Raw genomic sequence first — 24,823 nt, forward strand, 5'->3', positions numbered from 1 at the left:
AACCAAAGTGGATTTTTCTTGACGTAGATTCAAAGGTATTACGATATACTATATTCACTTTACTACTGCTATTTCGCTCAATTTGCAATTGTAATATATCCTCCCTCAATTAAGAGATGGGTAAGATTTCTATGTTGATTTAAAGTCATCTAAAACATTTTTTATCAAAAACATTAGGACCTTGCTTACAATCGCTTTTTCGAGACAATACGAATAACCAGCTACCATAACAACTTATAAGCGTATAATGCAATATAACGACCGTTAATTATACAGTAATTTCCTTTAAAATTCGTCTTATAATCAAAAACAATACCGTTAGCATTCCAGCCAAAAAACCTCCTAAAATAATCCCCTTCGCTTTACCAAACCTCTCTTTAGGCAAAGGTAAAATAGGCCTGTCCACAACTTGTATTAAAGGAGTTTCTTTTCGCAAAGTAACTTTAGCTAATTCTGTTTGTTTCACTAACTCAGTTAAGATAGCAGTATTCGCCTGCACATCGACTTGTCTGCGGGCCGACGGTGCACGACGCACATTCATTGCAGGATTTAAACCAAAAGTATTGTCATTGGCTACTGCAACGCCTGTAATCGCTCCGTTGAGTTCCCTACGAATCGAATCAGTTTGCCGTTCGAGAATCGCCATATTCATTCTTGACTTTTTACTTTTGGTATCGACATAAAAATCAGATACTCTTTTGGCCAAGGCCTCTGAAAAATACTTGGCAAACAATTCATCAGTAGAAACTACATCAATGCTTATAATGGATACCTTTTTATCTTTTTGCGCAACCATTAGGCCATTCTTGGACAAATCAGCGTATACCACACCCAAGATACTGTCATGTACTCTTGTAAAATACTTCCGGTCGGTATTAGGAATGAATTGAATGTTTTTAAATTTTGGTTTTCCGTTCCATTTTTCTCGCCATCCCTCATTTCTAACGTACATTTCTGCTAATGAAATACGATCACCATCTACTACAACTGGAGCCAATAAGGTTTGCTCCACCATCGAACGGGATTTGAATAACTCAGTCAAATTCGCTCCTGCAAATACGCTTCCACCACCGCCACCACCGATGTCTAATCCCAAAGAACTCGCTAATCCCAACGCACCTCCCAATCCGCCTCCTGATTTTTCATCTTCTAAAGCAAAAGAGAGCGTCGCAGTGTATATTGGTTTTTTCATTAAGGAATAGGCAACACCTAATGCACTTCCTATAAATACCATCAGGAAAAGTATTTTCCACTGCGAAAGTAAATAAGAGAACCAATCCTTGCCCTTGTCAATTAATTCCTTTAATGTAATTTGGTCGTTTTGTTCGTTCATTTTATCAAGATTTTACGCTTGTATTTTATTTATTTTTTATCAAATAAAAACCTCTTGTCGGTTTTAAATTAGTCTCGGTTAAGCTTGAACTCAAACCAAATGATCTGCTAACTATTAGTGTTACTGTAACCCGGACTCTGATCAGTCACAACTGACCACTGATCACTGAATACTGTAACCTAATCACTAAAAACTGACCACTGCAAACTGATCACTGATTACTAATCACTGAACACTAAAAACTACCTCAATATCGCTATAATTACGCCTGCTAAACTAGCCAATACTCCTGCTATACTTACAAATTCACCCGTACTCATTTTTTTGACTTCTGGTTTTTCAGGAACAATAATTTGGGAACCCGGAGTGACTTTTGGATAGGATCTAAATACCAAGAATGACTTGGTGACCGCCGCTTGTCCATTAGGATAAATAATATAGGCTTTTTTCTTCCAGCCTTTATTATCAACACCACCAACGGAATTCAGATAATATCCAAATCCCTTTCCTTTATCATACGGAATTTCTGAAGTCAACAACACATTACCGGTCACTTTGACTCCTTCATTGAAAGCGGACACTTCAATCTCATCTCCAGGAAACAAAGTCACATTCGTACTACTCTTTGGGTTTTTAACAATGCTTTTCCAATCTACCGGTATAGTGGCATATTTTAAATCTTCTTTTAATTTTTTTTCCAATTTATTTTGAATACTATCTTTTTTTCCCAAATTTAAGTTTACGTTTTCTATGTCCTCAATTTGTTTTGCTTGAATAGGTCTTTTAATTTTAACTCCATCCATATTCGCGACCGAAGTTAATCCTCCAGCTCTTCCTATTAGATCAAATACTCTATCTTTCTTATTTGCTAAAACGTACTTTCCTGCATAATTCACGGCGCCTCTTACCGTTACCATCTCTGGTTTTTCATATACTGCCATCTTGCGGATGTTCACCACGTCAAAAGGGCGCAATTCAAAATTTTTCGATTGTTCGTTGTTGTCTGGAGAAATCTCGATGTTAAATAATTCTGCTTTATTGGGATTGGCATCATCAATTTGCTCAGACATAATCATTCTGGCGATTTCCACTCTTTTGGAAGCTGATCCGGTTAATCCTCCTGCTTGCACTAGAAAATCATTTAACGTCAAGCCCTCTTGATAATCATACACACCAGGTTTTTTGATTTCACCATCAATGGTTATTTTGTATTCTTCAACAAAATCTAAAATGGAATAAACGGTTACAATATCTTCTTTTTTCAGAGCAATATCAGCCTCAAAATCCCCTTCTAATGCTTTTTCTAAATTTACATTAACAATTTCCTTCGTCAAATCCGATTTTAATCTGATGATTCTTGCTCTTTTACTGTAAGCATCTTCTTTTAATCCATCGGCCTTTGCAATCAAATCAGAAAAACGCATTCCTTCATAAAAGGAGTACGTATCCGGTCTAAAAACAGCACCGTCAATTTTAATACGATTTTCAAATCGGTTTAAAATTTTTGTGACAGTAAAAACATCTCCAGATAAAGGCGTATAGGTATTAAACTCTGTTGCTTTTATATCTCTGACTTTAAATTCTTTATTTGTTTTTTGCAAAACATTTACCGATGCAGTATACGCAAACTCGTTAAATCCTGATGCAAAAGACAATAGATCTGTAAAAGTTTCCCCTCTTTTCATTTCAAATATCCCGGGACGTTTTACTTGTCCTTCAACAGTAACTCTTTGATTATAGGCTGGAATCCGAATAACGTCATTATCTTTTAACCCTACATTGTCAGACTGATCTCCGTTCACTAAAAAATGATAGATATCAATAGTTCTATATACTTTATTGTCTCTTAATAATTCAATATTTCTATAACTGCCATTCTTTCCTGGTCCCCCACCTAAGAACAAAGCATTATAGACCGTTGCCAAAGAAGAAATTGAATAGTTCCCTGGTTGTTTGCTCCCAATCAAAGTTACTTTAATTGTTCTAATACGACTCAAACTAACGCTAACTTGAGATTGTCCTGAATTAATCGTGCTATAGACTTTCGCAAAGGCATTTCTTATTTTTTGTGTAGCAGCTTCAATACTCATTCCCGAAACCGGAATTTGACCTACATATTGTATCGTTACTTTTCCTTCCACACTTACTGGAATACTGGCGCTAAATTCTTGGACACCATAAACGCTAACTTGCAAAACGTCACCTGGTCCCAAGACATAATTTACAGGAGTGGCTAATTTCAAATTAGGTTCGAAATTTAATGTCGGATTATCAAATAGTTCCGAACCAAATACCAGCGCATTAATAGAATCCTTAACTTTAGTATTGACGATCTTTTCTTGTTTTCTGGCGGATTTTTTACCTATTTCGGTATCATTATCCTCATCATCTTGAGTAATATCCTTTTTAACGATGTCACTTTTGGTCTCTGGCATGGCAAGACGCTCCTTTAATTTGGCAAACTCAGAGGCAGGCATTCCTTTACCTAAAGCCAAGGGTTCTGCTTGCTCAATAGTCACATTATTAGTTTGCAACTGCGTTTTAATTTTTGCAATATCACTATCGGATAAGTAATCTACTTTTAGTGTACTTAAATCGGCGCTTTTCAACAGATCTTGCGCAAGCATATGTGAGGATTGAAAAAGGGCTATAAAAAATACAGCCGCAATAATTATTTTTCTCATGTCTAATCTAAAATTTACAATTTAGTTCTCGTATTCTATCTGAAATTATATTTTCAAAGTAATCCCCACTGTTGCGAACTCCACATGGCTTCGCCATAGTAAGCCACATCCTAGGCACACTTTTTTTTAAAAATTTGTACAAAGCTATAGTAAAATTATAGGAAAATCTATAGTTTCGGTAGGAAATATAAAACAAAAATGACGTTTTTTTGGTTCCTATCAGGCTACTAAACAATTAGCTTTACTTTACTTTCGCGAAAGTAATCACAAATATACCTAAATCACAAAAAAACCGTAAATTCTACAAACAATAATACCGTTAAATAGAAAAAAGTTTACAAAATAAAAACATCTTGTAAACTTTTAAATTTAATATAAATTAAAAACCAGTAGCTATATTTTTAACACTGTTTTATACCAAGGTTCTTTTTTAACCTTTATACCGTAGCCATATCCGTAACCATAGCCTTTTGTCGAATCAGTGTCATTAAGAAGCAAACACATATTAGGCAGTTTTTGCTCTTTGTATAATGTATTGGCTATGTTTAACATACGTTTTTCCAGAAAATTGGCACGAGCCACATAAATGAAACAATCAGCATGTTTCGCAATCAACAAAGTATCGGTAACCAAACTCACCGGAGCAGTATCGACAATAACATAATCATATTGCGTTTTTACCGTTTCGAACAGCATTTCTACTTTTTTACTCATTAATAATTCTGCTGGATTTGGCGGTATTACACCTGCTGGAAGAATGTGAAAATCTTCAAAACCGTCTTGTTTTATAATCAGATCTTCGAGTTTTAGATCTTTAGAAGACAGATAATTGGTAAATCCTCTTTCCGGCAAAGTAAAATATTCGTCTAATCTTGGATTCCTGATATCCATTCCAATCAACAATACTTTTTTACCTGAAAGTGCAAATGTGGCTGCTAGATTAGCTGAAACAAAAGTCTTACCTTCTTTGGGGAAAGTAGAGGTCAAAAATATCGTTTTAGCCTTATTTTCATCCGCTTTACTCAATACAAATTCGAGATTAGTCCTGATAATCCGTAAGGCTTCTGCCGTACTGGTTCTGCTTTCAGATTTAATAATTTCCATAGGTGAATCCGAAGTAGGCACATCTCCTATAAATGGAATCAACGTCTTTCCTTCCAGATCCAATCTACTTTTAATTTTAGTGTCCAGTAAATCATCGGCATATATTACCCCAAAAGGGATTAACAGACCCAACAATAAAGCAGCTAAATAAACAATATTCTTTTTTGGAGAAATAGGTACTTTTATTGCTTTTCCTGCATCAATCACTCTAGCATTAGGCTCGGTCGCTGCTAATGAAATTGCAGTCTCTTCTCTTTTTTGTAACAAATATAAGTAAAGCTCTTCTTTCACCTTTTGTTGTCTGGCAATTACTCTAAATTGGCGTTCTTGGGTAGGAATTTTTCCTATTTTAGAATTCAAAATTCCTTCATTATTGTTTAAATCTCTTTTTTGAATATTTAAACTGGATTGCATTCTCAACAAACTTGTGGTAACATTTGATTTTAAAGAGGCAATTTGCTGATCCATTCTTATGACCGAAGGATTTTCTGGAGTAGCAGATTTCAAAATCCTATTACGATCCAGCACCAATTCATTATAGGAATTAATTAAATTACTGGCATCTCCCTGACCTGAGATAATATTAGTAGGCAACAAATCAGATTTAGTACTTTTCTTCATGAAATTCAACATAGAAGATACTACATTCAATTGAATGTCAGTTTCTACACCTTTTTTATCATATTCATTGGATCCCTCCACATAAAGTTTAGCTTCTGATTCAATATCAGTTACTTTATTGGATGTTTTAAAACTCTCTACACTTTTTTCAACCCCATCTAATTCTTGCGTTATAATGGCTAATCTGTCGTTAATAAATTTAGAAGTGTTCTCAGATACAAAATTTTTATCTGCGGCAGCATCATCATTATAAATTTCAATCAGATTATCTAAGAAATCCTCTGCTTTGATTATCGTAGGATCCATTATGGAAATCTCCACTACACTGCTTGTTTTACTTATAGGAGTGACTGTTACTCTTCCTCTAAAACTATTAGCCACGTCTTCCAATGGACTTATTACTATATTAACCTCTCTATTATTGTCATCCGGAACAGTACTAGTTCTTTTAGCTTTATTAATAATCATTTGCCCGTATTGCGTAGCAATTAATTGACCATAATGGAATTTATTATTACTATTTAAGGTTATTTTTGACTTATCATTTATCAATTTATTTTTTAATTCAAACGTATTCGGGCTTAACTCAGAGTACGTCAAATCCATTTTATTTTGATAAAATTGATTCTCAGGATTGACTAAGATCACCTCTATTGGAGCTTCCTTGTAAATATCTCTATCAACAAATTTACCTTCGGCAATTATGGCAATAGTAAGGTTCAACTTTTTTACGGTACTTTCTACTAACGTTCTTGATTTTAAAATTTCAATTTCATTGTCCACATTATTCTTCATGCCTCCGCCTAATCCCATATCAGCAAAAGCAGATAGTTCCGAAAGCATACCGCCTTTCTTCTCATCTTTCACCAAAATCGTTGTTGAAGCCCTATATTGTGGAATGGTATATCTTAAATATAAAAAAGCCAACAATAAGCAAACACTAACGCCTAAGGCAAACCATTTCCAGTGTATTAAATACTTGTCAAAAAATGCTTTTAAATCAAAATCATTTTCTAAATCGTCGTCAAAATTATTATTTTCCATTCTAAAATTTTATTTTGTAGTCGTGATAATCAAGGTAATTAGTGTAATCAATAGCGAAGAAATAGAAATAATTACTCCAGTATTGGGGCCAATAGCCGCTCCATTCACTTTATTTTTATTAGGTTCCACATAAACCACATCGTTTTGTGCCAAATAATAAAAAGGGGAATTAATAAAATCCGCTTTGGTAATATCCACTCTGTTAAATGATTTCACACCGTCTATTTCTCTGATGATTAATATATTGTCCCTTTTGCCATAAATGGTTAAATCCTTTGCCAATGTCAAAGCTTCAATCAGCGTAATTCTTTCAGAAGCAACATTATAAGTACCAGGCAGTGTCACCTCTCCTTGTATAGAAACTTTAAAATTAGCAATCCGCATGTTAATAATTGGATTTTTTATGTAAGTAGCTATTTTATCATGAAACATAGTTAGTACCTCTGTTCGGGTTAAGCCACTCACTTTCAATTTTCCTAAAACCGGAAAGTCAATATTCCCGTTAGAGTCCACTAAATAAAGTTGCATGGTGGTTTGCCCATTAACCACATCTAAACTTTTAGCACTTTGCAAGCTTACTGATTTCAAATTAAATGGGGCTGCAATCTCAGGATCCTCAGCCGATACGATAATAGATAATAAGTCATCCGGTTGAATTTTTATTTCAAAACTATTTGTTTTTTGAGTGGGTAGACTATCAATATTTTGGTAGTAAACCACATCTTTTCTCGAGGCACAAGAAAAAAGGAACAGGATCAAAAAAAACGGAATTGTTTTACGTAGTATAGGAAAATATTTCATGCGGTTTTAATTTTTAAAAGTTGCAAATATAGGTATTAAAAATTTCATCAAGACTAATAAAAAAAAACATCAGTAACCTAAGTTTTATATAATTTACAGTTCGATGTAAATAACACAGTTCCAAATTTCATAATCGAACAAAGAGAAACGCGCTGCCGTTTGTCATTTCGAGGGACGAGTTCCGCCCAAAGCGAACTGAACACTGACCACTGATCACTAAAAACTGAACAGTGAACACTGAACACTGATCACTGAACACTGACCCCTGAACACTGATCACTAATAAGCCTTCTCCTCCCCTTTAAACACATTAAAAACGGTAAGATAAATAATTTTAAGGTCTAACAAAAGACTCCAGTTTTCTATATACCAGATATCATGATCCACCCGATCTTTCATTTCAATCAATTTTTTAGTTTCTCCACGTAAACCATTTACTTGTGCCCAACCGGTGATTCCGGGTTTCGCATAGTGACGCACCAGATAGTTATTGATCAATTCCGAATATTGTTCTGTATGTTTTAACATATGGGGGCGTGGCCCTACGACTGACATAGTACCCCATAAAACATTCAAAAATTGCGGCAATTCATCCAAATTTGTTTTGCGCATAAAAGCCCCTATCTTAGTAACCCGTTTGTCGTTTTTTGTTGCTTGAATTTTATCGGAAAATTTATTGACCTTCATGGTTCTAAATTTTAAACAAAAAAAGGTTTCATTTTCTCTTCCGGAACGATGCTGCTTAAAAAAAACAGGGCCGGGAGAGTCTAGTTTTATAAGAACAGCCAGAATCGGAAATAACAACGGGAAAATCAACACAATCACCAAAAAAGAAAAAATAAGATCAAATGTTTTCTTTAACAACAAATTAATGGTCCCTTCTAAAGGCTCTTTACGCAACATCAATACCGGTGTATTCTCGTAAAAAGTAATTTCAACTTTACGGGATCTGGTATATTGCTGGAAGTCAGGAATGAATTTAATTCGAATCATATGACGTTCACAAAGCGCCGTTAATTGTTTAATTCTTTTAATATGATCAATATGCAAGGCAATATACATTTCATCGACTTTATTCGCAATAATAAAATCCTCGACATCATCAACCCCTCCAAGCAATGGCTTGGGAATTAAGTAAAAAGGATCCACTGCGTCATCAAAAAAACCCATGATTCTGTACCCATACGTAAGATCTTTGGACAGAATCCGATGTATATTTACCCCTGCATCATTGGCTCCAATGATCACAACACTTTTAAAATTGTATCCCTTATAACGAACATACTTTAAAAGCTTCATAAAAAGCAATCGGGAAATACAAAGCAAGATAAAAAAGAGTAAATAGAAATAAACTAAACGCAAACGCGAAATGTCATGAAATTTCAACACCGTCACAAATACTGCTATTAGTGCAATATGAATCGTTAAATGTTTAACCATTCGCAGTAGTATCGTTTCTATCCGTTCCACCCTAATGATCCTGTAATCATCTTTATAAAGCAAAATAATGATCCAAAATAAATTCGATAATAACGTAATAGTTCGGACTTCTTTCAAATCCAGTCTAGCCAGACTATCATATCGTAACAGAAAAGAAAGTAGTATTGCCCCATTTAGCAAAACAATGTCCCAGATAAGGAAGCATAGTTTAAAATAACGTGAAAGTCGATGAGTAGATAGATTTTGTAGTATTGACATATAAAAGAATAATAATGTATTACTAGTTTCGCTTTTTAATAATTACGTTTATTTTTAAATTTCAGTTTCATAGTATGGGCAAATCTAATACTTACTCTTAAAAATGCGTTTTAATTTTTCTTTCAAAATTAATTTTATGAAAACAGGTCCATAATACAAATAGCGCTTCCACATTCGTTTGGGTTCTTTGAGTAAACGAATGAACCATTCTAAACGTAATTTGATCCAAAAAGCATTTGGCCGAACGATCGTTCCTGCATAAAAATCAAAAACAGCTCCAATGGAACAAATAATTGTGGCATCCAGCTGTTCTTTATGAGCAAAAGCCCATTTTTCCTGTTTTGGAGCGGTCATTCCTATAAACAAAACATCGGGTTGAAAGGAATTGACCGCAGCGACCATTTGTGTATTTTCAAGAGTAGAAAACTCGGCAGTGTATGCTGGGGAAAAAGATTGAACTTTTACATGCGGAAACTCTATGGCAAGACGTGCTGTAATTTTTTGTAAAGTGTCTTGGGAAGAACCTAAATAAAAGCAAGTTCCTCCTTTTTGGTTTAAATCCTCTAAAAGAAACTGATGAAAATCAGCACCAGCAATTTTTCTTATTTTTTTACCCTCTAATAATCCAACTGCTGCCACGATAGCCATTCCATCCGGTAGTAAAATATCTGATCCCTGTAAAGCATTTTTAAATGCGGCATCCGTCTCCCCAATACAATAAGAATATTGATTGATGGTATTAATCAAAGTTTTATCTACTAAAGACAAGTCCCTGAGATTGCCGTTGTAAATGGAATAGTCGCCGAAGGGAATCGAGGATATTGAATTATTCATTATTAATTTTTTGACACAAATGATTGATGTATACTCACAAAGGAGGATTGCTAAATTAATGTGTTTTTACTTTTTCAACGCTTTACTATAAACAGAATCAAAATAGCGGTGTTGTGATGCAGGAGAATACTTCGATTGATAACTTTCAAAAGCATTTGTGCCCATCTGTTCTTTCTCGATTATGGAAAGAGCATCAAATTTAGCAACTACTTTTTTTAAATTTGCAACATCTCCAGGTTCAAATAAAAAACCATTATACCCATCTTTAATCAAAGATTGAGGAGCTCCAATATTAGACGCCAAAACTGGAGTATGAGTGGCAAAAGCTTCAATATTAACTAACCCAAAAGTTTCAAAACAAACTGACGGGAAAATCAATGCCTGTGTTTTTCGTAATTCTTCTGTCACTTCGTCGTTGTTTATATTTCCCAAATAACTAATATTAGGCGATTGTTTTACGGCATTTAACACTTGTTCTTTCAGCGGTCCATCTCCTGCAATTCGCAATAAAAAAGGCAATTCCTTAAATGCATTTATCAAGACTTGAATTCCTTTTTCCTCTGACAAACGGCCTATGAATAGAAAATGTTCTTCCCTTTTAATGGGATCACTAATTTCAACAACATTAGTGAAGTTAGGTTTGACTGTAAACTGTTCTTTTGAAACACCGAAAGTCGATTGTTGAAAAAGACCAACCGCAAAAGGAGTTAAACAAACATAGCCATCAATCTTTTGCCAAGTTCCTATTTTTTTGTGAAACCAGACGACAAAAGCGAGCCAAAAAGTTTGAACTGCTGAGGAACGATACACCTTATTACGCACCGCACTCCAAGGAAATGGGTCCTTTAAACTTTTTGTGAATAATTTTCCTTCATTTAAAAGAATTGCCGAAGGACACAACAGACGATAATTATGTACGGTATGAACTAATGGAATACCCAAGCGATTAATAACACGAAATACAAGCGGTCCCATCGCAAAATGCCAGTTGTGTACATGTACTACATCAGGCTGAAATTCACGTATTTTACTCTTTACTTTTTTGGCAGCTCCAATATTCCAAATAGAGACTAGGAATTGCAAGGCCCCTTTCCAAATAGACAAATTTTGAAAACGCAAAATTTCAACATCATGATGCTGTTTTAAAAATTCCAGTTCCTGCTCCACTACGGCATCTTCACCGCCCTGCAATTGATAATGGGTATGAATGAGGAGAATTTTCAATGTTTGAATACTAAATTAATAATCTTATATTTTATTCTGTTAAATATAGAAAATGGTTTTATGAATTGACTAATAATTTTGGGTTCCAAATGAATCTCTTTTGAAAACTGAAATGTTATTTTTTCTCCTTTATCTAATGTAGTTTGGTACCTGCTGAACTTTTCTTTTGTATTACTGGCATCAGGAGAATTAAAACCGATATTATCTATTTTCGATACAAAAGGATGTACCGAAAACAAATCGTTTTTAAATTGATGGTAACACCAGCGGATTGCCCATGAACTAATTCTTCCTTGCATTTGACGATCTAACATGTCAGACATATCAGAACCCATTTTATTAAAATTGCGGCGTGAATTACTATCTTTTTTAAATTCTGAATAATCTTTAACATCCCAATCAATACTAGACCATCGGTCTTTCCATGTTGCCCAACCCCAACTGGAGGAGCGCAAAGCAAAATAAACATCTGCCTCTGATTGTCCATTGTTTATTGGAACACTAAATCCCGTTATTGAGAACACTTTACTTTTGTTTCGATAAAAATTTAATGCTTCATTCATATAATTTAAAAAATTGGGACTGCTGACTAAATCGTCTTCTAACACAATAACCTTTTCATGCTCTTTTATTATTTCATTGACTCCTTCAATAATTGATTGCGCTAAGCCCTTGTTCAATTTAGATTCATAAATTGTCACTGTTTTAAACCCTTTTATTGAACCAATATATTCCCTTACGGCATCAACTGCCTCTATATCTAGTTTACTTTTTGCTGCGTCCGAAAAAACATATAAATCAGATGCTGCAGCGAGATAATTGTTTTGTAATACTTCTACCGTTTGTTTTAAAGTCTCGAGGCGTTTGTAAGTAAAGAGAACTATGGGAGCTAAGATTGATTCCAATTTTTTATTATGAGTTAAATTTAATTCGAAATGCTCAATTACCAGATTTTTATTAATTAAAACATCTAAAAAACTGACTAGTAATTTTTTAATTTTAATTTAAATATATATCCCAACTTACCAAGTTGATTTCCGAATTTTGAGATGAATTTTATAAAATATTTATTTGGAGTTATCAAAGCAAGCAATAATAGAGAAAGAGAAATCACAATTCCGCCGAAAAAACTTTTAATTATTACAAAAAAGGCAATTAAAAACGAATTGTTTTTAAATAAAAATTGAGTGTAATTATACCCCCCAAGATATCCTCTATTTAAAAACCAACTTATTTCCAATCTTTTTTCATCTTGTATTTCATAAATAATTGCTTCATCACAAAAAACTATTTTTGCACTTTGTTGAATTAAAAAATTAAAAAAATCAGAATCTTCACCCCCAGTGTGATTGAAATGAGTTTGGAATGGAGGTGTCCTTAATTTAAATAGTTTTTTTCTAACTAATGTATTACCAGAATATCCTTGGTTAATTGTAGCTAATTGTCCTGTTGTAATAGTATCTCTAATAAAATATGAGCTTTTTCGGATATATGATGGAAAATCTTTTGGTATTTCATAAATTACTTTGCCAAGAACAACATCCGCATTATATTTCTGTTGACAGTCTATTATTTTGGACAACCAATTCTCTTCTGCATATTCATCATCATCAATGAATAGAATAAACTCACCATTAGCCTTAGAAACAGACATGTTTCGTGCATTAGACAATCCCTTTACAGGTTGAGAAAAATACTGAACATGAGTAATAAAACGGTCGGCAACTTCCTTTGCCGATTGAGCCTTATCATTATCAACAACAATTATTTCATATTCGATTTTGGCGATTTGGTTGATAACAGATTCAATACATTTTTGCAATAGTATTGGTCTTTTATAGGTACAAATAAGAATGGAAATCATTTCAATTTATTTTTCATGCGAGCTAATCTAGTTTTCAAAAAACGAAAAAGGCCTTTTGCTTTAATTGACCAATTTTCAGCATGTTTTTGTTGAATCAATAAAGACTCGATTTGTGCTTTAGACCAGTTGGAAGTTGACAAACTATCATTATGTTCTCTAAAGACAGTAATATTTTCATTGATTTGAAATGGCGTATATTTTTTAGCTATTCTTAAAATTAAATCATAATCCATAGCATACTTATATTTTTCATCAAAATATCCTATTTTTTCATAGATAGCTTTTTTTACAAAAACTGTGGGATGTGGAATATTAAATGTATAGGATAAAAATTCTTTTGAATAAGGTAGATTTTTTTGAAATATGAATTCCCCATTTCTTTTTTTTCGTACTAAACTGCCATAAAGCCATTCACAATTAGTGTTAACGAAACAAGACGCAACCAAATCTAAAGAGTTATTTGAATAATAATAATCATCAGAGTGCAATATCGCAATTATATCTCCCGAAGCATGACTAATTCCAAAATTCATAGCTTTACTTACGCCTCCTCTAATATTTGTGAAAACTTTTTCAATATTATATTTTTTAATTATATCTAATGTTTGGTCAACCGAACCACCATCAACTATTATTATTTCATAGTCTTTAAATGTTTGGTTTTTAATTGACAAAAGACATTCTTCCAAGTATTTTTCACTATTCCAGGTACAGGTAATTATTGATATTTTAGGCATATTTTTTTATTTGAGACTTTTTTAATCAAATCATATTTTAAAATAAATCCGAGTATTGCCAACATGTGAAAAAACACTAAATCAAACAATATCTCACTTGTAGATAATACTAAAATCGATATGAAAAATGCAATTGCCATTTTCTTATTTTTCTCATATTGGTAACATAAAAAATAAAAGTAATTATAAATTCCGTATAAATAAAAAACAGTAAATAGTATACCTCTTTGAACCAATAAAGCAGTTAACCCATTATTTCTTAATACATTTTTATCATTAATCCCAATCCTTACCCTTTTGTCGCTTCCTTTACCAAAAAGAAAGTACTCTGGTTGTTCAGTAACCTCTCTCCAGTCCAGTATCGTACTTGCAATTCGAGAATCTCCCCCTTTATCCTGAATAGCATCTTCCCTGTTAATAAATTCTTCAAAGATCTTATCTTTTAAAAAAGTTGTATTATTAAACAGTATAAAAGAACCCGTTAATAATACTGTCATCAACAACATTTTCTTTATTAAAATAATTTTATTTGAAAGTAATATTAAACCTAAAACTAAAACTGCAAATGAAACGTATCCCGTTGAGGAAAATGTGGTTATCAGTGTAATAAAACTAACAATTGAATATTTGTTAATTATTTTTTTAAATAGAATTAAATTAAAAATAATTGAAAGGATAAGTAGGCTTGCAAATATTGTTGGTTCCCAGAAAGGTCCATTATTGCGAATCAAATAAAAATTATAATCAAAATTATAAAATATGGGATTTACTTGAGATGACAAATTGCCATATTGCTCGTTTTCAACTCTAAAAATAGGATCAAAAAATGATTCAATTATTTTAATTGCTGATTCAGAAATTAATAAAATACCGAAGATTATTAAACTTATAATTGATAAAAAATGGATGATTTTTATATAAGTAATTAAAAGAGACGACTTGCAGCCAACTGAAAATCCGAAGCCAATTATAAATGATGATACTATAACTCTAACAACTGATAAATCGTAATTGGGTGTAAAATTAAGGAAATGATAGACTTCAAGAATTAACAGAAAACTAATTAGAAATAGAACATCTTTATATTTATACAATGATCCAAAAAAAAAGAGACTAATTGCCAAACAAATTGTCTCCATAAATTTATTTCTAAATATTGGAATAGTTGAAAAGGCAATCAATAAAAACACTAAAACATAGACAATTCTTTTTTGTTTATTTATGTTGAGTTTCATGAATTATATTTTAAGCTAAAAATAAATTTAAAATTTTGCGAGGAGCTTCTCCTAGGTTTAAGAACATCTTAAAAATAATAATTATCTTTCTAATGTTTCCACGAAATATCTTCCTTCACTACTTTAGCTGGATTACCTCCAATTAATGTATTCTTTGAAGTAAAAATACCTTTCACTATTGAATTAGATGCAATGACTCTACCACTTGGTATAACTGCACCTTTGTATATTTTAACTCCACAACCAATCCAAACATTGTTTACAATACTAATTGAGTTATTTTGTTGTTGCTTTTTTCCTTGATAACATATTTCATGAAAATCTTCATCTAGAAATTGACAGTCCCAGGATATTGTACAATTATCACCTATCGTTAGGTTATGCATAATAATTAGATTTGTGAAACAATTTATATAACCTCCAGATCCAATTGTTACCGTTGCATTTTTCCAATATCAAATCTACACCCTCGACCCACAGAGTAATTTCCTTTAATAACTAACTTCCCTGCAATATTCAAGTAAGTTCAGTCATTTTTATGAACAAATCCAACAAATGAAGTACCAATCCTGAGCAACCCATTTGATTCAATGTTCTTTAATCCTTTTATTGTAACTTTTTGATGTAGCAACATTTTTTTACCATAGAAAAGTTTAATCCAAATGAAACGAGCAAATACAATTAATGGATTACACCCAGAATGCAATAGGTCTATAAAATTTTTATATAAGTAAACAATTATTTTTTGCATATTATGAGTCTTTAATCATTTTACAGACAGTAGTGATAAAGCTTCTAATGTTTTTATTCTGATTATGTATCATTTGTTGTTTTAACTTTTTTTTTCCACAATCTAAAATATTGATTAATACCCCTCTTTTGAATTCATTCTAATCAAATTGAACTTTCAATATGGTTTCAATAATATAATCTAATTGATCTATTGTTAGTTCATAAAACAAAGGCAATCTAACCAACCTTTCCGTGAACTCATCTGAGTTAGGCAATTCAGAAATTTGATTAATGCTATTGCTTTTATGAAAACTAGATTTGTGTAAACTTAAATAATGAAAAACTGCCAAAATATTATTTTCCTTTAAATGACTAATTAGCAAATTACGTTGTTCTCCAGTTTTACATACAAGATAAAACATGTGTCCATTGTTAGTGGCATATTCTGGAATAAATGGCATTTCAACTTGATGCTTTTTCGCCCAATCTTTTAAACCATTATAATAATATTCCCAAATTTCGACTCTCTTATTTTGAATATCTTCAAGATTTTCCAATTGTGCCCATAAATAAGCTGAGATTATTTCTGAGGGAAGAAAAGAAGAGCCAGTATCTACCCAGCCATATTTGTCAACTTCACCTCTAAAAAACTCGGATCTATTGGTCCCTTTTTCCCAAATTATTTCAGAACGGTTTATAAAACGATCATCATTTATTGCAATCAGTCCACCTTCACCGGAATTAATATTCTTTGTTTCATGAAAAGAGAAAGCAGCCATATGACCAATACTTCCCAGAGCACGTCCTTTGTAAAAGGACTCAACTGCCTGAGCTGCATCTTCTATGACAGTTAAATTGTATTTATTTGCCACCTCCATTATTTTATCCATATCACAAGCAACACCAGCATAATGTACTGGTACAATTACTTTTGTTTTAGATGTAATTAAGGCTTCAAGTTTATCTTCATCAATTCCCGGATGATCAGTTCTGCTATCGGCGAAAATTATTTTTGCCCCTTGTCTCACAAATGCTAATGCTGTTGAAACAAAAGTGTAAGAAGGCACAATGACTTCATCTCCTGGCTCAATATTAGCAAGTATCGCACACATCTCTAACGCATCCGTACATGAAGTAGTTAAAAGTACTTTTTTAAATCCGTATCGATTTTCAAAATAACTCTGACATTTTTTAGTAAACATTCCATTACCGGAAATTTTACCAGAATATACGGCCTGATAGATGTAATGCATTTCCTTACCTGTTAAGTAAGGCTTGTTAAATGGTATCATAATTTATTACTATAGTGGTAAATATATTTTATTTCTTCGAGTTTATTAAATCCCATTTTTAAATGAAAATTAAACGATTCCATGTTTTGAAGTGAGAAAGGACTGTTAATACACTCCAATTCACATGTATTTGACCAATAACCAAATGATTGATTCCATAATTTACTTCCCAATCCCATTCGTTTAATATTTTCGTCAACTCCTGTTAATGTAAACAACCCTAACTTATTAGTATTGTTTGTTTTTATAATATGAACCCCGACTATAGTGTTTTTGGTCCGTTCTACAAATAAGCCATCTGAAAAAGATTGATCAAGAGCATTGTCTATCCATTTTCTATAAAGCTCTTTCGTTTTTTCTGGTCCAATCAACGGTTCTTTATAAAATCTTGAAACAGTGGCAGTTTGTTCTGCTATACGATAACATTCTTGTAATTCAGTTTCAGATAATTCAGTTCGAAATTCATAAGGTATATTTGAATATTCATTAGGATTAAATTTTTTGGACATAGTAATCTGCACATCCATTAAATTAAGTTTCAACTGTTCTTTATTTTCTATATTAAGTATTTTCTTAAGACTTATAATATAAACTAATTCAAATTCATCTTCTTTTACTTGTTGTTCAAAAGAAACCGGATCAAAGTTATCAGTTTCAGCAAGGATTATACGACCCACTTTTATTCCAAAAAACTCGGTATCCCAATTTAATTTTTCTATTATCATAAACTTTAGTACGTGTTTTTGGATAAAATTTCTCTAAATTTTTCGGCTATTATATTCGGTTGAAGTATTTTTTGACTTAACTCAATACAGTTCAAACTCATTCTTTCCTTTTCTGCCGTTTTCATTTCAAGAATATTTTTTAAACCTGATGCTAAGTCATTGCAATCTCTTAATTTAGCCCTATGTCCTGTAACTCCATTATGGACTAAATCTATCGCAACTCCCATTTCAAATGACGCTACTGGAGTTCCACACATAATAGATTGATTAATCATCATAGGACCGGAATCTTCAATCGACGGGCAAACAAATACATTTGCTGCTTGAAATGCCAAAGCTAAATTAGAATAATTAAGAAACCCTAAAAAGGTATGGCTAAAAGGCAAATCTTTAATCATCTTCTCGTTATTTCTACCAGCTATAATTAAGTGTATGTCTTTTATTTGTTCCTCTGAAATTTGATTCTTTAATATTATTAATGACTCTATTAATTCTTTATATCCCTTTCTAATTTCCTTAACACTAACTGCTCCAAAAAAAATCAATTGCTTGTCTTGCGGTAAACCCAGTTGATTTCTTGCTTCTGATTTATTCCCCGGTTTAAATAAGTCATTATTTATTGGCAAATGAATTTTATAATGCGGTTTATTTATGAATAAACTACTTCTCTTTAATTGATCAAATTGCCATTGAGAAGCCGCAATTGGAATAATATTTGATTTTTCAATGAAATCAAATTTATTTAACCAATTAAGATTTGTTTTATCTTTACTATTGTTAGAATATATTCCTGGACAATGTCCACATTCTTTGGTGTAACCCAAACAATCCCATGCATAATGACAGCCCCCCGTGATTGGTGCCATATCCATCATGTACCACAATATTGGGGCATTGGTTTTTTTATTTAAATAATGCAAATCACTTGTACTCAGAAAAAATTGAGGAAAAAGATAAATAAATGCATCTGGTTTAAAACTAATTTTTTTAAGTATTTTTTTTGCTTTAAATGTCGATTTTTTTTCATCTATACCATCCATGTAATAATTTGAATCAAATAAATGTTCGTTTTGAACTTTAGGTTTTAACCTATTTTTCAACCTTTGATAAATGCCTAAAAGAGTACCTGTGATTGTTATTGTGTTTTCATATTTCTTTTCAAGTCTTGAACTTGTGACTATCTTCACATTACACCCGCTTTGATTTAAACATTGCATCAAATCAAATGCAACTATTCCAGACACTTTGTATGGATGGGATGCCGTTAAAATTACAATATTATATTTTTTATTTGTCCCAAATTCCTCTGGCTGTTCCATTAATTATTTTTTTGTATTGTAAAGGTAAAACTAGATTTGATATTAAAAAAAGGAAGCTATTTCCATATATTATTCCAGGCACACCTAGTTGAAAATAAGTTGCAAGAATTATGCTTAAGGGAATATTAAGTATGATTACCAGAAAACTCAGCCATAATTGTGCTTTTAATTTACCTACTCCATTAATAAAGTTTACATAAATCATATTATACGAAAATACCAACACATAAACAGCCATCGAAATAGACAAACTTATGGGTACTTTTACTTTGGTTCCTAACCAAAAATTGTAAAACCAATTAGCCATTAAAAGCATAATAATTAAAGTAATTGGAATTAAAAGCCATAATTTTTGAATATTTTGTACTGATTTTTTTATCCAATTAAAATCATTTCTGTTATATGCGTCAGTAAAAGAAGACCAATATGGAGTAATGACAATTGAGTAAATCATAATTATTATTGAGAAATATTTGAAGGCTATATTATAGGGCACTACTGCGGCTGGTCCAAATAATTGAATTATAATAAAATTATCGGTTGAAAAAAGAATCATAGCACCGATTTGAAGAATAAAAAAATTGAAACCCAAACCAAAAATATCTTTTAAATATTCCTTTTTCCATAAGCTAACTGTTGGCTTAAAGGCTTTGTAACGAGTATTAAATGCAAATAAATTGAACCAAACAAGAATAAGCACAGGAAAGACAGAAAAAATAGTTCCGAAAATCAACAGTGAACTTTCAGATGTTTTGGTCATAATCCAAATCAACAACAAAGATCCCGCTTGTATGAAAAAATTAATCTTCCCTTGCATAGAATGATGCTGATCCGCTGTATAGATAGTAGTTATCAACTTTACCACTAACTGCAAACAGAAAAAACCAAAAACTATGGGCATTAAAATCCTCAGATCCTTTTGCAAACTCGCGGATGTATTGAATACTTTTGTCCAGTCAATAAATATGTTCAAAACAAAAAAAAACAAAATCAAACCAACGCAGACTGCTCCAATTGTAAAATAGGCCACACTTACATAACCTCGGGCTAATGTCATATCACCATTTGCTTTTGCTTCTGCAAATTTATTGCGTAAACCATTACCTAATCCAATATCAAAAAAAGCAAACCACCCTATAAATGAACTTATAGTCAACCAGATTCCGTAATTCTCCATATTGAGAAAAGATATTGTAAGTGGTACCAGGAGAAAACTAGCCAACATGCTTCCTCCTTTGTAGATAAACGACAATAGGACATGTTTGCTGATATTTTTGGTACGATCACTTTTAATACCAACTTTATCGTATATTTTGTATAACTTATTTTTCATTATAGGCTTTATTATAAATCGCTATTATGCTAATTCCACTATTACCTCACAAATTTCCACCTTTGAGAAAGAAAGTGCGATCACCAGAACTTATTTTTTTATTTCATGCGCAGACTGAATGAAACTACCTAAAAGTTAAAAACTTTACATAGCTAGTATTCAAATAGTATGTCGGCAAGATTAATAAAATTATTATTGGTTTATATAATTAAAAATATAGCTTCCTCCTTTATAAACTTCTTATCTACTCTTGATTCAAATTTTTATTTGCTTTTTATCCAAAAAACGAATTAAAGCAGCAAAATTAACTTGTGAGATCCAGATTCTACTGGTTGCAGGAGTGGCACCGATTTCAGCTACAGGATTCCACAAATAAAAAATCCCTTGATAAACTAAAGCTGTTGGTTTATAAAAATACGTTCGCCCCGTCCCAGTATTTGATAATAAAGGGGTATCCCAAAAAACATAATTGATACCGTCATCACTTCTACCTAATAATATTTCATTTGCAGATTCAGGAGATACCACACAATAATATTTATTATTATATTCAAAAAAATCAAAATGCCAAAAATCAAATCCTGACTTATATTTAGGCAATACATCTAATGTTTTAACAAATTTATTTTTGAATAAATCATTATCTGGCAAATCCCAAATAGATAAGCCTAGAGGGATTCTATTAGGAGTAAACAGATGATGATCTCCATATAATTTAACTTGCCCATTGACAGAAGCAATAATTGGACACATTTCACTATCTTCAGTATTGGATTTCTCTCCGGCAAAAAACTTTTTCTCTGTAAATGTTGTACCATCAATAGAATATTTCCCAAAAGTACCACGAGCCATTTTATTAGCAGAACAAGATGGAGTGTAATTTTCTCTCCAAAACACCCACAAACCTTTTCCGTCATAATAAAGACTTGGATCTGAATTATAACCTTTTTTTGGTGTTTCTTCCATTACTCCACTTGCAATCCAATTTGTAGGTACCACACTCTCGTCTGTTGAATCTCCATAATATAAAATAGGGTTTTCAATCGATGAATCATATCCTCTATATGGAGAAGCAATCATCCACCATTTATGTCCAGCGAAGCCTTTAGGGATAAATCGCACACAGGGATGTATTAAATCGTCAAAATACTTCTCTGGTTGAGGAGTGGGAGCACTAACTTTGACTCCCAATTTCATAGCATCTATTTGATTTAAATCAATGTCAGTTGTGTTTGAAGTTGTATTTACTTCTTTTTTATCAGTTACATCTTTAGAACAAGAAGAAGAAATTAAAACAGCAATTATAAAAATTCTTTTAAGGTAGTTTTCTATCATGTATTGTTTGGTTCTAAAATATTGGCTTACTATGAGCTAATATTTTACTTTTTCATTAAAATAAGCATCATCCAAAATAACTGCACTACCCATTTTACGTAGGTTCAAATTTAAATAATCACAAAAGCGGGTGATTATTTTTTCATGCACTTCTATTGAAAATAATTTACATTAGTATAACCACCCTCTTTCAAGTATTATTCTCTCTCTAATACAATTGCAAATCACTGGCTACCATCTCCTTCACCATTGCCGCTAAATCATACTGAGGCTCCCATCCCAATTGCGTTTTAGACTTGGTTGGGTCACCAATCAATAAATCTACTTCGGTAGGACGGTAATATTCAGGATCCACACGAAGCACCACTTTACCTATTTCTAGCTGGTATAAAGGATTTGAACATGCCGCTACTGTAGCCGTTTCATTTTCTTGTTCTCCATCAAAAGTCAGCGTAACACCCACCTCAGCAAAAGCCATGATAACGAAATCTCTAATATAAGTAGTCACACCAGTTGCGATCACATAGTCTTCTGCTACATCTTGTTGTAAAATTCGCCACATCGCTTCAACATAATCTTTCGCATGGCCCCAGTCTCTTTGTGAATTTAGATTTCCCAGGTAAAGGCATTCTTGCTTTCCTTTCGCAATAGCAGCAGTGGCCATTGTAATTTTACGGGTAACAAAGGTTTCACCACGTCTAGGAGACTCATGATTAAAAAGGATTCCGTTACACGCATACATATCATAAGCCTCACGGTAGTTTTTAGTAATCCAAAAACCATAAATTTTAGCCACACCATACGGCGAACGTGGATAAAATGGAGAGTTTTCATCATAAAACCCTTTTTCATTTTTATTTTCAGCGAAACCTCCATACAATTCAGAAGTGGACGCTTGATATATTCTAGTTTTTTTTCCTAAACCCAAGATTCGTACCGCCTCCAGTATTCTTAAAGTCCCAATACCATCAACATTCGCCACATATTCTGGAGAATCAAATGATACCTTCACATGAGACATCGCACCCAAATTATAAATTTCATCCGGTTGTACTTCCTGAATGATTCGGATTATATTAGTCGAATCGGTCAAATCACCATAATGCAATTTAAAGTTCACATGGGCTTCATGTTGGTCTTGATAGATATGGTCGATACGCTGTGTATTAAAAGAAGAAGCACGGCGTTTCACACCATGAACGACATATCCTTTTTCTAATAATAATTCTGCTAAATAAGATCCATCTTGACCCGTGATTCCAGTTACTAATGCTATTTTTTGTGTAGTGCTGTCCATAATTTTTGTCTTAATTTCCACTAGAAAAACACACCCCTAACCCCTCTGGAGAGGGGAATAGCTGCATGTATATATCTGAAACTATTTGTTAATTAGTGTTATTTTTTTTACGTTTTGTATATTGTCTACAAACCAATCATACGTTTTCTGTATTCCTTCTTCAAGATTCACCTGATGTTTCCATCCCAATTCATGCATTTTAGAAATATCCATCAATTTCCTTGGTGTTCCATCAGGTTTACTGATGTCCCAAATAATTTCTCCTTGATGTCCCGTGATTTTTTGGATGGTTTCTGCTAATTGTTTAATTGTCAAATCCTCTCCTGTTCCTACATTGTATAAATACTCCGGTAATTTATTTTCTAAAGCAAATACAACAGAAGCTGCCATATCATCTACAAAAAGAAATTCTCGCATTGGTGTTCCGCTGCCCCAAAGGGTTACGGGCGAATGATTATTTTCTTTGGCCTCATGAAATTTTCGCATCATCGCCGGCAAAACATGCGAAGAAGTTAAATCGAAATTATCATGGGTCCCATATAAATTCGTGGGCATTAAGCTTACATAGTCTTTATCAAATTGTTTCCTGATGGCTTCACAGGCTTTAACCCCAGTAATTTTTGCAATAGCGTACCATTCGTTAGTCGGTTCCAATGAATCCGTAAGCAAATACTCTTCTTTCAAAGGTTGCGGGGCTAACTTTGGATAAATGCAAGAACTCCCTAAAAAAATAAACTTCTCCACCCCTGATTGCAAGGCGGTATCAATTAGATTATTTTGGATTTGCATGTTCTCCATTAGAAATTGGTATGGAAAATTATTGTTTGCCAAAATCCCTCCTACTTTTGCAGCAGCATCGATGATTACTTCTGGTTTTTGGGCTGTAAAAAAGCCAGCAACCGCTTGCTGATTTCTCAAATCAAGCTCCTTACTGGAAGCACCAATCAAATTAGTATACCCTTTAGCAGTCAGCGTACGCCAAATGGCACTACCTACCATCCCGTTATGCCCTGCTATATATATTTTAGTGTCTTTATTCATTTTTTCTATTTTTAACCTAATTGTTCATACCAAATGACCCGCCCTTATATTTTTAAACCAAAAAAATCACGGTAAGAATTTCATCTTAGCAGCTTCACACATCGTTATTACTTCTACAACCGCCCTTAAATAAAAAGCATCGAAAAACAACGAAGAAGTGAAGTGGCAGTGCTCCGCGAGTTGAGTCCGAAGGACGAACGGCTCGGGGCATGGAGCGGAACTTCGAGGTAGTTTTTAAGCTTTTTATTTTCAGGCTTGATTTTTTTGTTACTTTTTTCATCAAGGAAAAAAGTAAAGTTGTTCTCAATTAATAAATACGATCTATTAGAATTATATACCTACTTATGTGATCTCTCCTTTCGTCGAGATGACAAACTACAACGCCCTTATATTTTTACCCTAAAAAAATCACGGTAAGAATTTCAGCGCTGGCAGTAGGGAGTGACCCCCGAGTCGAGTGTGAAACACGAGCGGCTGGTGTCGCGACAGGGAAATTCGTTCGATGATTTTTGGTGTAAAAATATTGAGGCTTGATTTTTTGTTTCTTTTGTATCAAGACAAAAGAAAAAA

At 32.8% G+C, this 24,823-nt stretch carries 19 protein-coding genes; all 19 read right to left on the minus strand.

Translation table 11 applies throughout. The features are described 5' to 3' along the window. Positions 1-268: 268 nt before the first annotated feature. The 19 genes from IWX84_RS03540 to IWX84_RS03630 all read right to left on the minus strand — a co-directional run bounded on the left by IWX84_RS03540 (position 269) and on the right by IWX84_RS03630 (position 24,253). Positions 269-1,333, minus strand: a complete 1,065-nt coding sequence (locus IWX84_RS03540) for a lipopolysaccharide biosynthesis protein (RefSeq protein ID WP_196849389.1) — start codon at positions 1,331-1,333, stop codon at positions 269-271. Positions 1,334-1,575: 242 nt separating this feature from the next. Beyond that, complete coding sequence (locus IWX84_RS03545) at positions 1,576-4,017, minus strand: SLBB domain-containing protein (RefSeq protein WP_196849390.1); 2,442 nt, start codon at positions 4,015-4,017, stop codon at positions 1,576-1,578. A gap of 393 nt (positions 4,018-4,410) precedes the next feature. Beyond that, positions 4,411-6,786 (minus strand): GumC family protein, encoded by a 2,376-nt coding sequence (locus IWX84_RS03550; protein WP_196849391.1) that lies wholly within the window; start codon positions 6,784-6,786, stop codon positions 4,411-4,413. Between the two features lie 9 nt (positions 6,787-6,795). Beyond that, the gene (locus IWX84_RS03555) at positions 6,796-7,587 is read right to left on the minus strand and encodes a polysaccharide biosynthesis/export family protein (protein WP_196849392.1); all 792 of its coding nucleotides are present in this window, start codon (positions 7,585-7,587) and stop codon (positions 6,796-6,798) included. A 279-nt stretch (positions 7,588-7,866) separates the two neighbouring features. After that, the gene (locus IWX84_RS03560) at positions 7,867-9,285 is read right to left on the minus strand and encodes an undecaprenyl-phosphate glucose phosphotransferase (RefSeq protein ID WP_196849393.1); all 1,419 of its coding nucleotides are present in this window, start codon (positions 9,283-9,285) and stop codon (positions 7,867-7,869) included. Between the two features lie 84 nt (positions 9,286-9,369). Beyond that, entirely contained in the window at positions 9,370-10,119 is a 750-nt protein-coding gene (locus tag IWX84_RS03565) for a WecB/TagA/CpsF family glycosyltransferase (protein ID WP_196849394.1), read from the minus strand. 66 nt (positions 10,120-10,185) lie between these two features. Continuing rightward, complete coding sequence (locus IWX84_RS03570; protein ID WP_196849395.1) at positions 10,186-11,343, minus strand: glycosyltransferase; 1,158 nt, start codon at positions 11,341-11,343, stop codon at positions 10,186-10,188. Beyond that, complete coding sequence (locus tag IWX84_RS03575; protein ID WP_196849396.1) at positions 11,340-12,248, minus strand: sugar transferase; 909 nt, start codon at positions 12,246-12,248, stop codon at positions 11,340-11,342. Before IWX84_RS03575 ends, IWX84_RS03570 begins: the two co-directional genes overlap by 4 nt. Before the next feature lie 77 nt (positions 12,249-12,325). Continuing rightward, complete coding sequence (locus IWX84_RS03580) at positions 12,326-13,207, minus strand: glycosyltransferase family 2 protein (RefSeq protein WP_255549179.1); 882 nt, start codon at positions 13,205-13,207, stop codon at positions 12,326-12,328. Continuing rightward, positions 13,204-13,944, minus strand: coding sequence for a glycosyltransferase family 2 protein (locus IWX84_RS03585; protein WP_196849398.1), 741 nt, complete (start codon positions 13,942-13,944; stop codon positions 13,204-13,206). The genes IWX84_RS03580 and IWX84_RS03585 overlap by 4 nt, the downstream gene beginning before the upstream one ends. Continuing rightward, positions 13,926-14,726 carry a hypothetical protein gene (locus tag IWX84_RS03590; protein ID WP_196849399.1) on the minus strand — a complete coding sequence of 267 codons (801 nt, stop codon included), beginning with the start codon at positions 14,724-14,726 and terminating at the stop codon, positions 13,926-13,928. Before IWX84_RS03590 ends, IWX84_RS03585 begins: the two co-directional genes overlap by 19 nt. 542 nt (positions 14,727-15,268) lie before the next feature. Beyond that, positions 15,269-15,565, minus strand: a complete 297-nt coding sequence (locus IWX84_RS03595) for an acyltransferase (protein WP_196849400.1) — start codon at positions 15,563-15,565, stop codon at positions 15,269-15,271. Positions 15,566-16,069: 504 nt separating this feature from the next. Continuing rightward, on the minus strand, positions 16,070-17,203 hold the full coding sequence (rffA, locus tag IWX84_RS03600; protein ID WP_196849401.1) for a dTDP-4-amino-4,6-dideoxygalactose transaminase: 1,134 nt from the start codon (positions 17,201-17,203) through the stop codon (positions 16,070-16,072). After that, a complete protein-coding gene (locus tag IWX84_RS03605; protein ID WP_196849402.1) occupies positions 17,200-17,928 on the minus strand; it encodes a GNAT family N-acetyltransferase in 729 nt (242 codons plus the stop codon). Before IWX84_RS03605 ends, rffA begins: the two co-directional genes overlap by 4 nt. A 5-nt stretch (positions 17,929-17,933) precedes the next feature. Next, positions 17,934-19,247, minus strand: coding sequence for a glycosyltransferase (locus IWX84_RS03610; protein ID WP_196849403.1), 1,314 nt, complete (start codon positions 19,245-19,247; stop codon positions 17,934-17,936). Further along, a complete protein-coding gene (locus IWX84_RS03615; RefSeq protein WP_196849404.1) occupies positions 19,216-20,580 on the minus strand; it encodes a lipopolysaccharide biosynthesis protein in 1,365 nt (454 codons plus the stop codon). Before IWX84_RS03615 ends, IWX84_RS03610 begins: the two co-directional genes overlap by 32 nt. Before the next feature lie 255 nt (positions 20,581-20,835). Beyond that, on the minus strand, positions 20,836-21,915 hold the full coding sequence (locus tag IWX84_RS03620; protein ID WP_196849405.1) for a hypothetical protein: 1,080 nt from the start codon (positions 21,913-21,915) through the stop codon (positions 20,836-20,838). A gap of 208 nt (positions 21,916-22,123) precedes the next feature. Next, entirely contained in the window at positions 22,124-23,212 is a 1,089-nt protein-coding gene (gene gmd / locus IWX84_RS03625) for a GDP-mannose 4,6-dehydratase (RefSeq protein WP_196849406.1), read from the minus strand. 81 nt (positions 23,213-23,293) lie between these two features. Further along, complete coding sequence (locus tag IWX84_RS03630; RefSeq protein ID WP_196849407.1) at positions 23,294-24,253, minus strand: GDP-L-fucose synthase family protein; 960 nt, start codon at positions 24,251-24,253, stop codon at positions 23,294-23,296. Between the last annotated feature and the right edge of the window lie 570 nt (positions 24,254-24,823).

Origin of the sequence: Flavobacterium sp. CG_9.10 (assembly GCF_015752245.1) — a bacterium.
In the GTDB taxonomy this organism is placed as follows: domain Bacteria; phylum Bacteroidota; class Bacteroidia; order Flavobacteriales; family Flavobacteriaceae; genus Flavobacterium.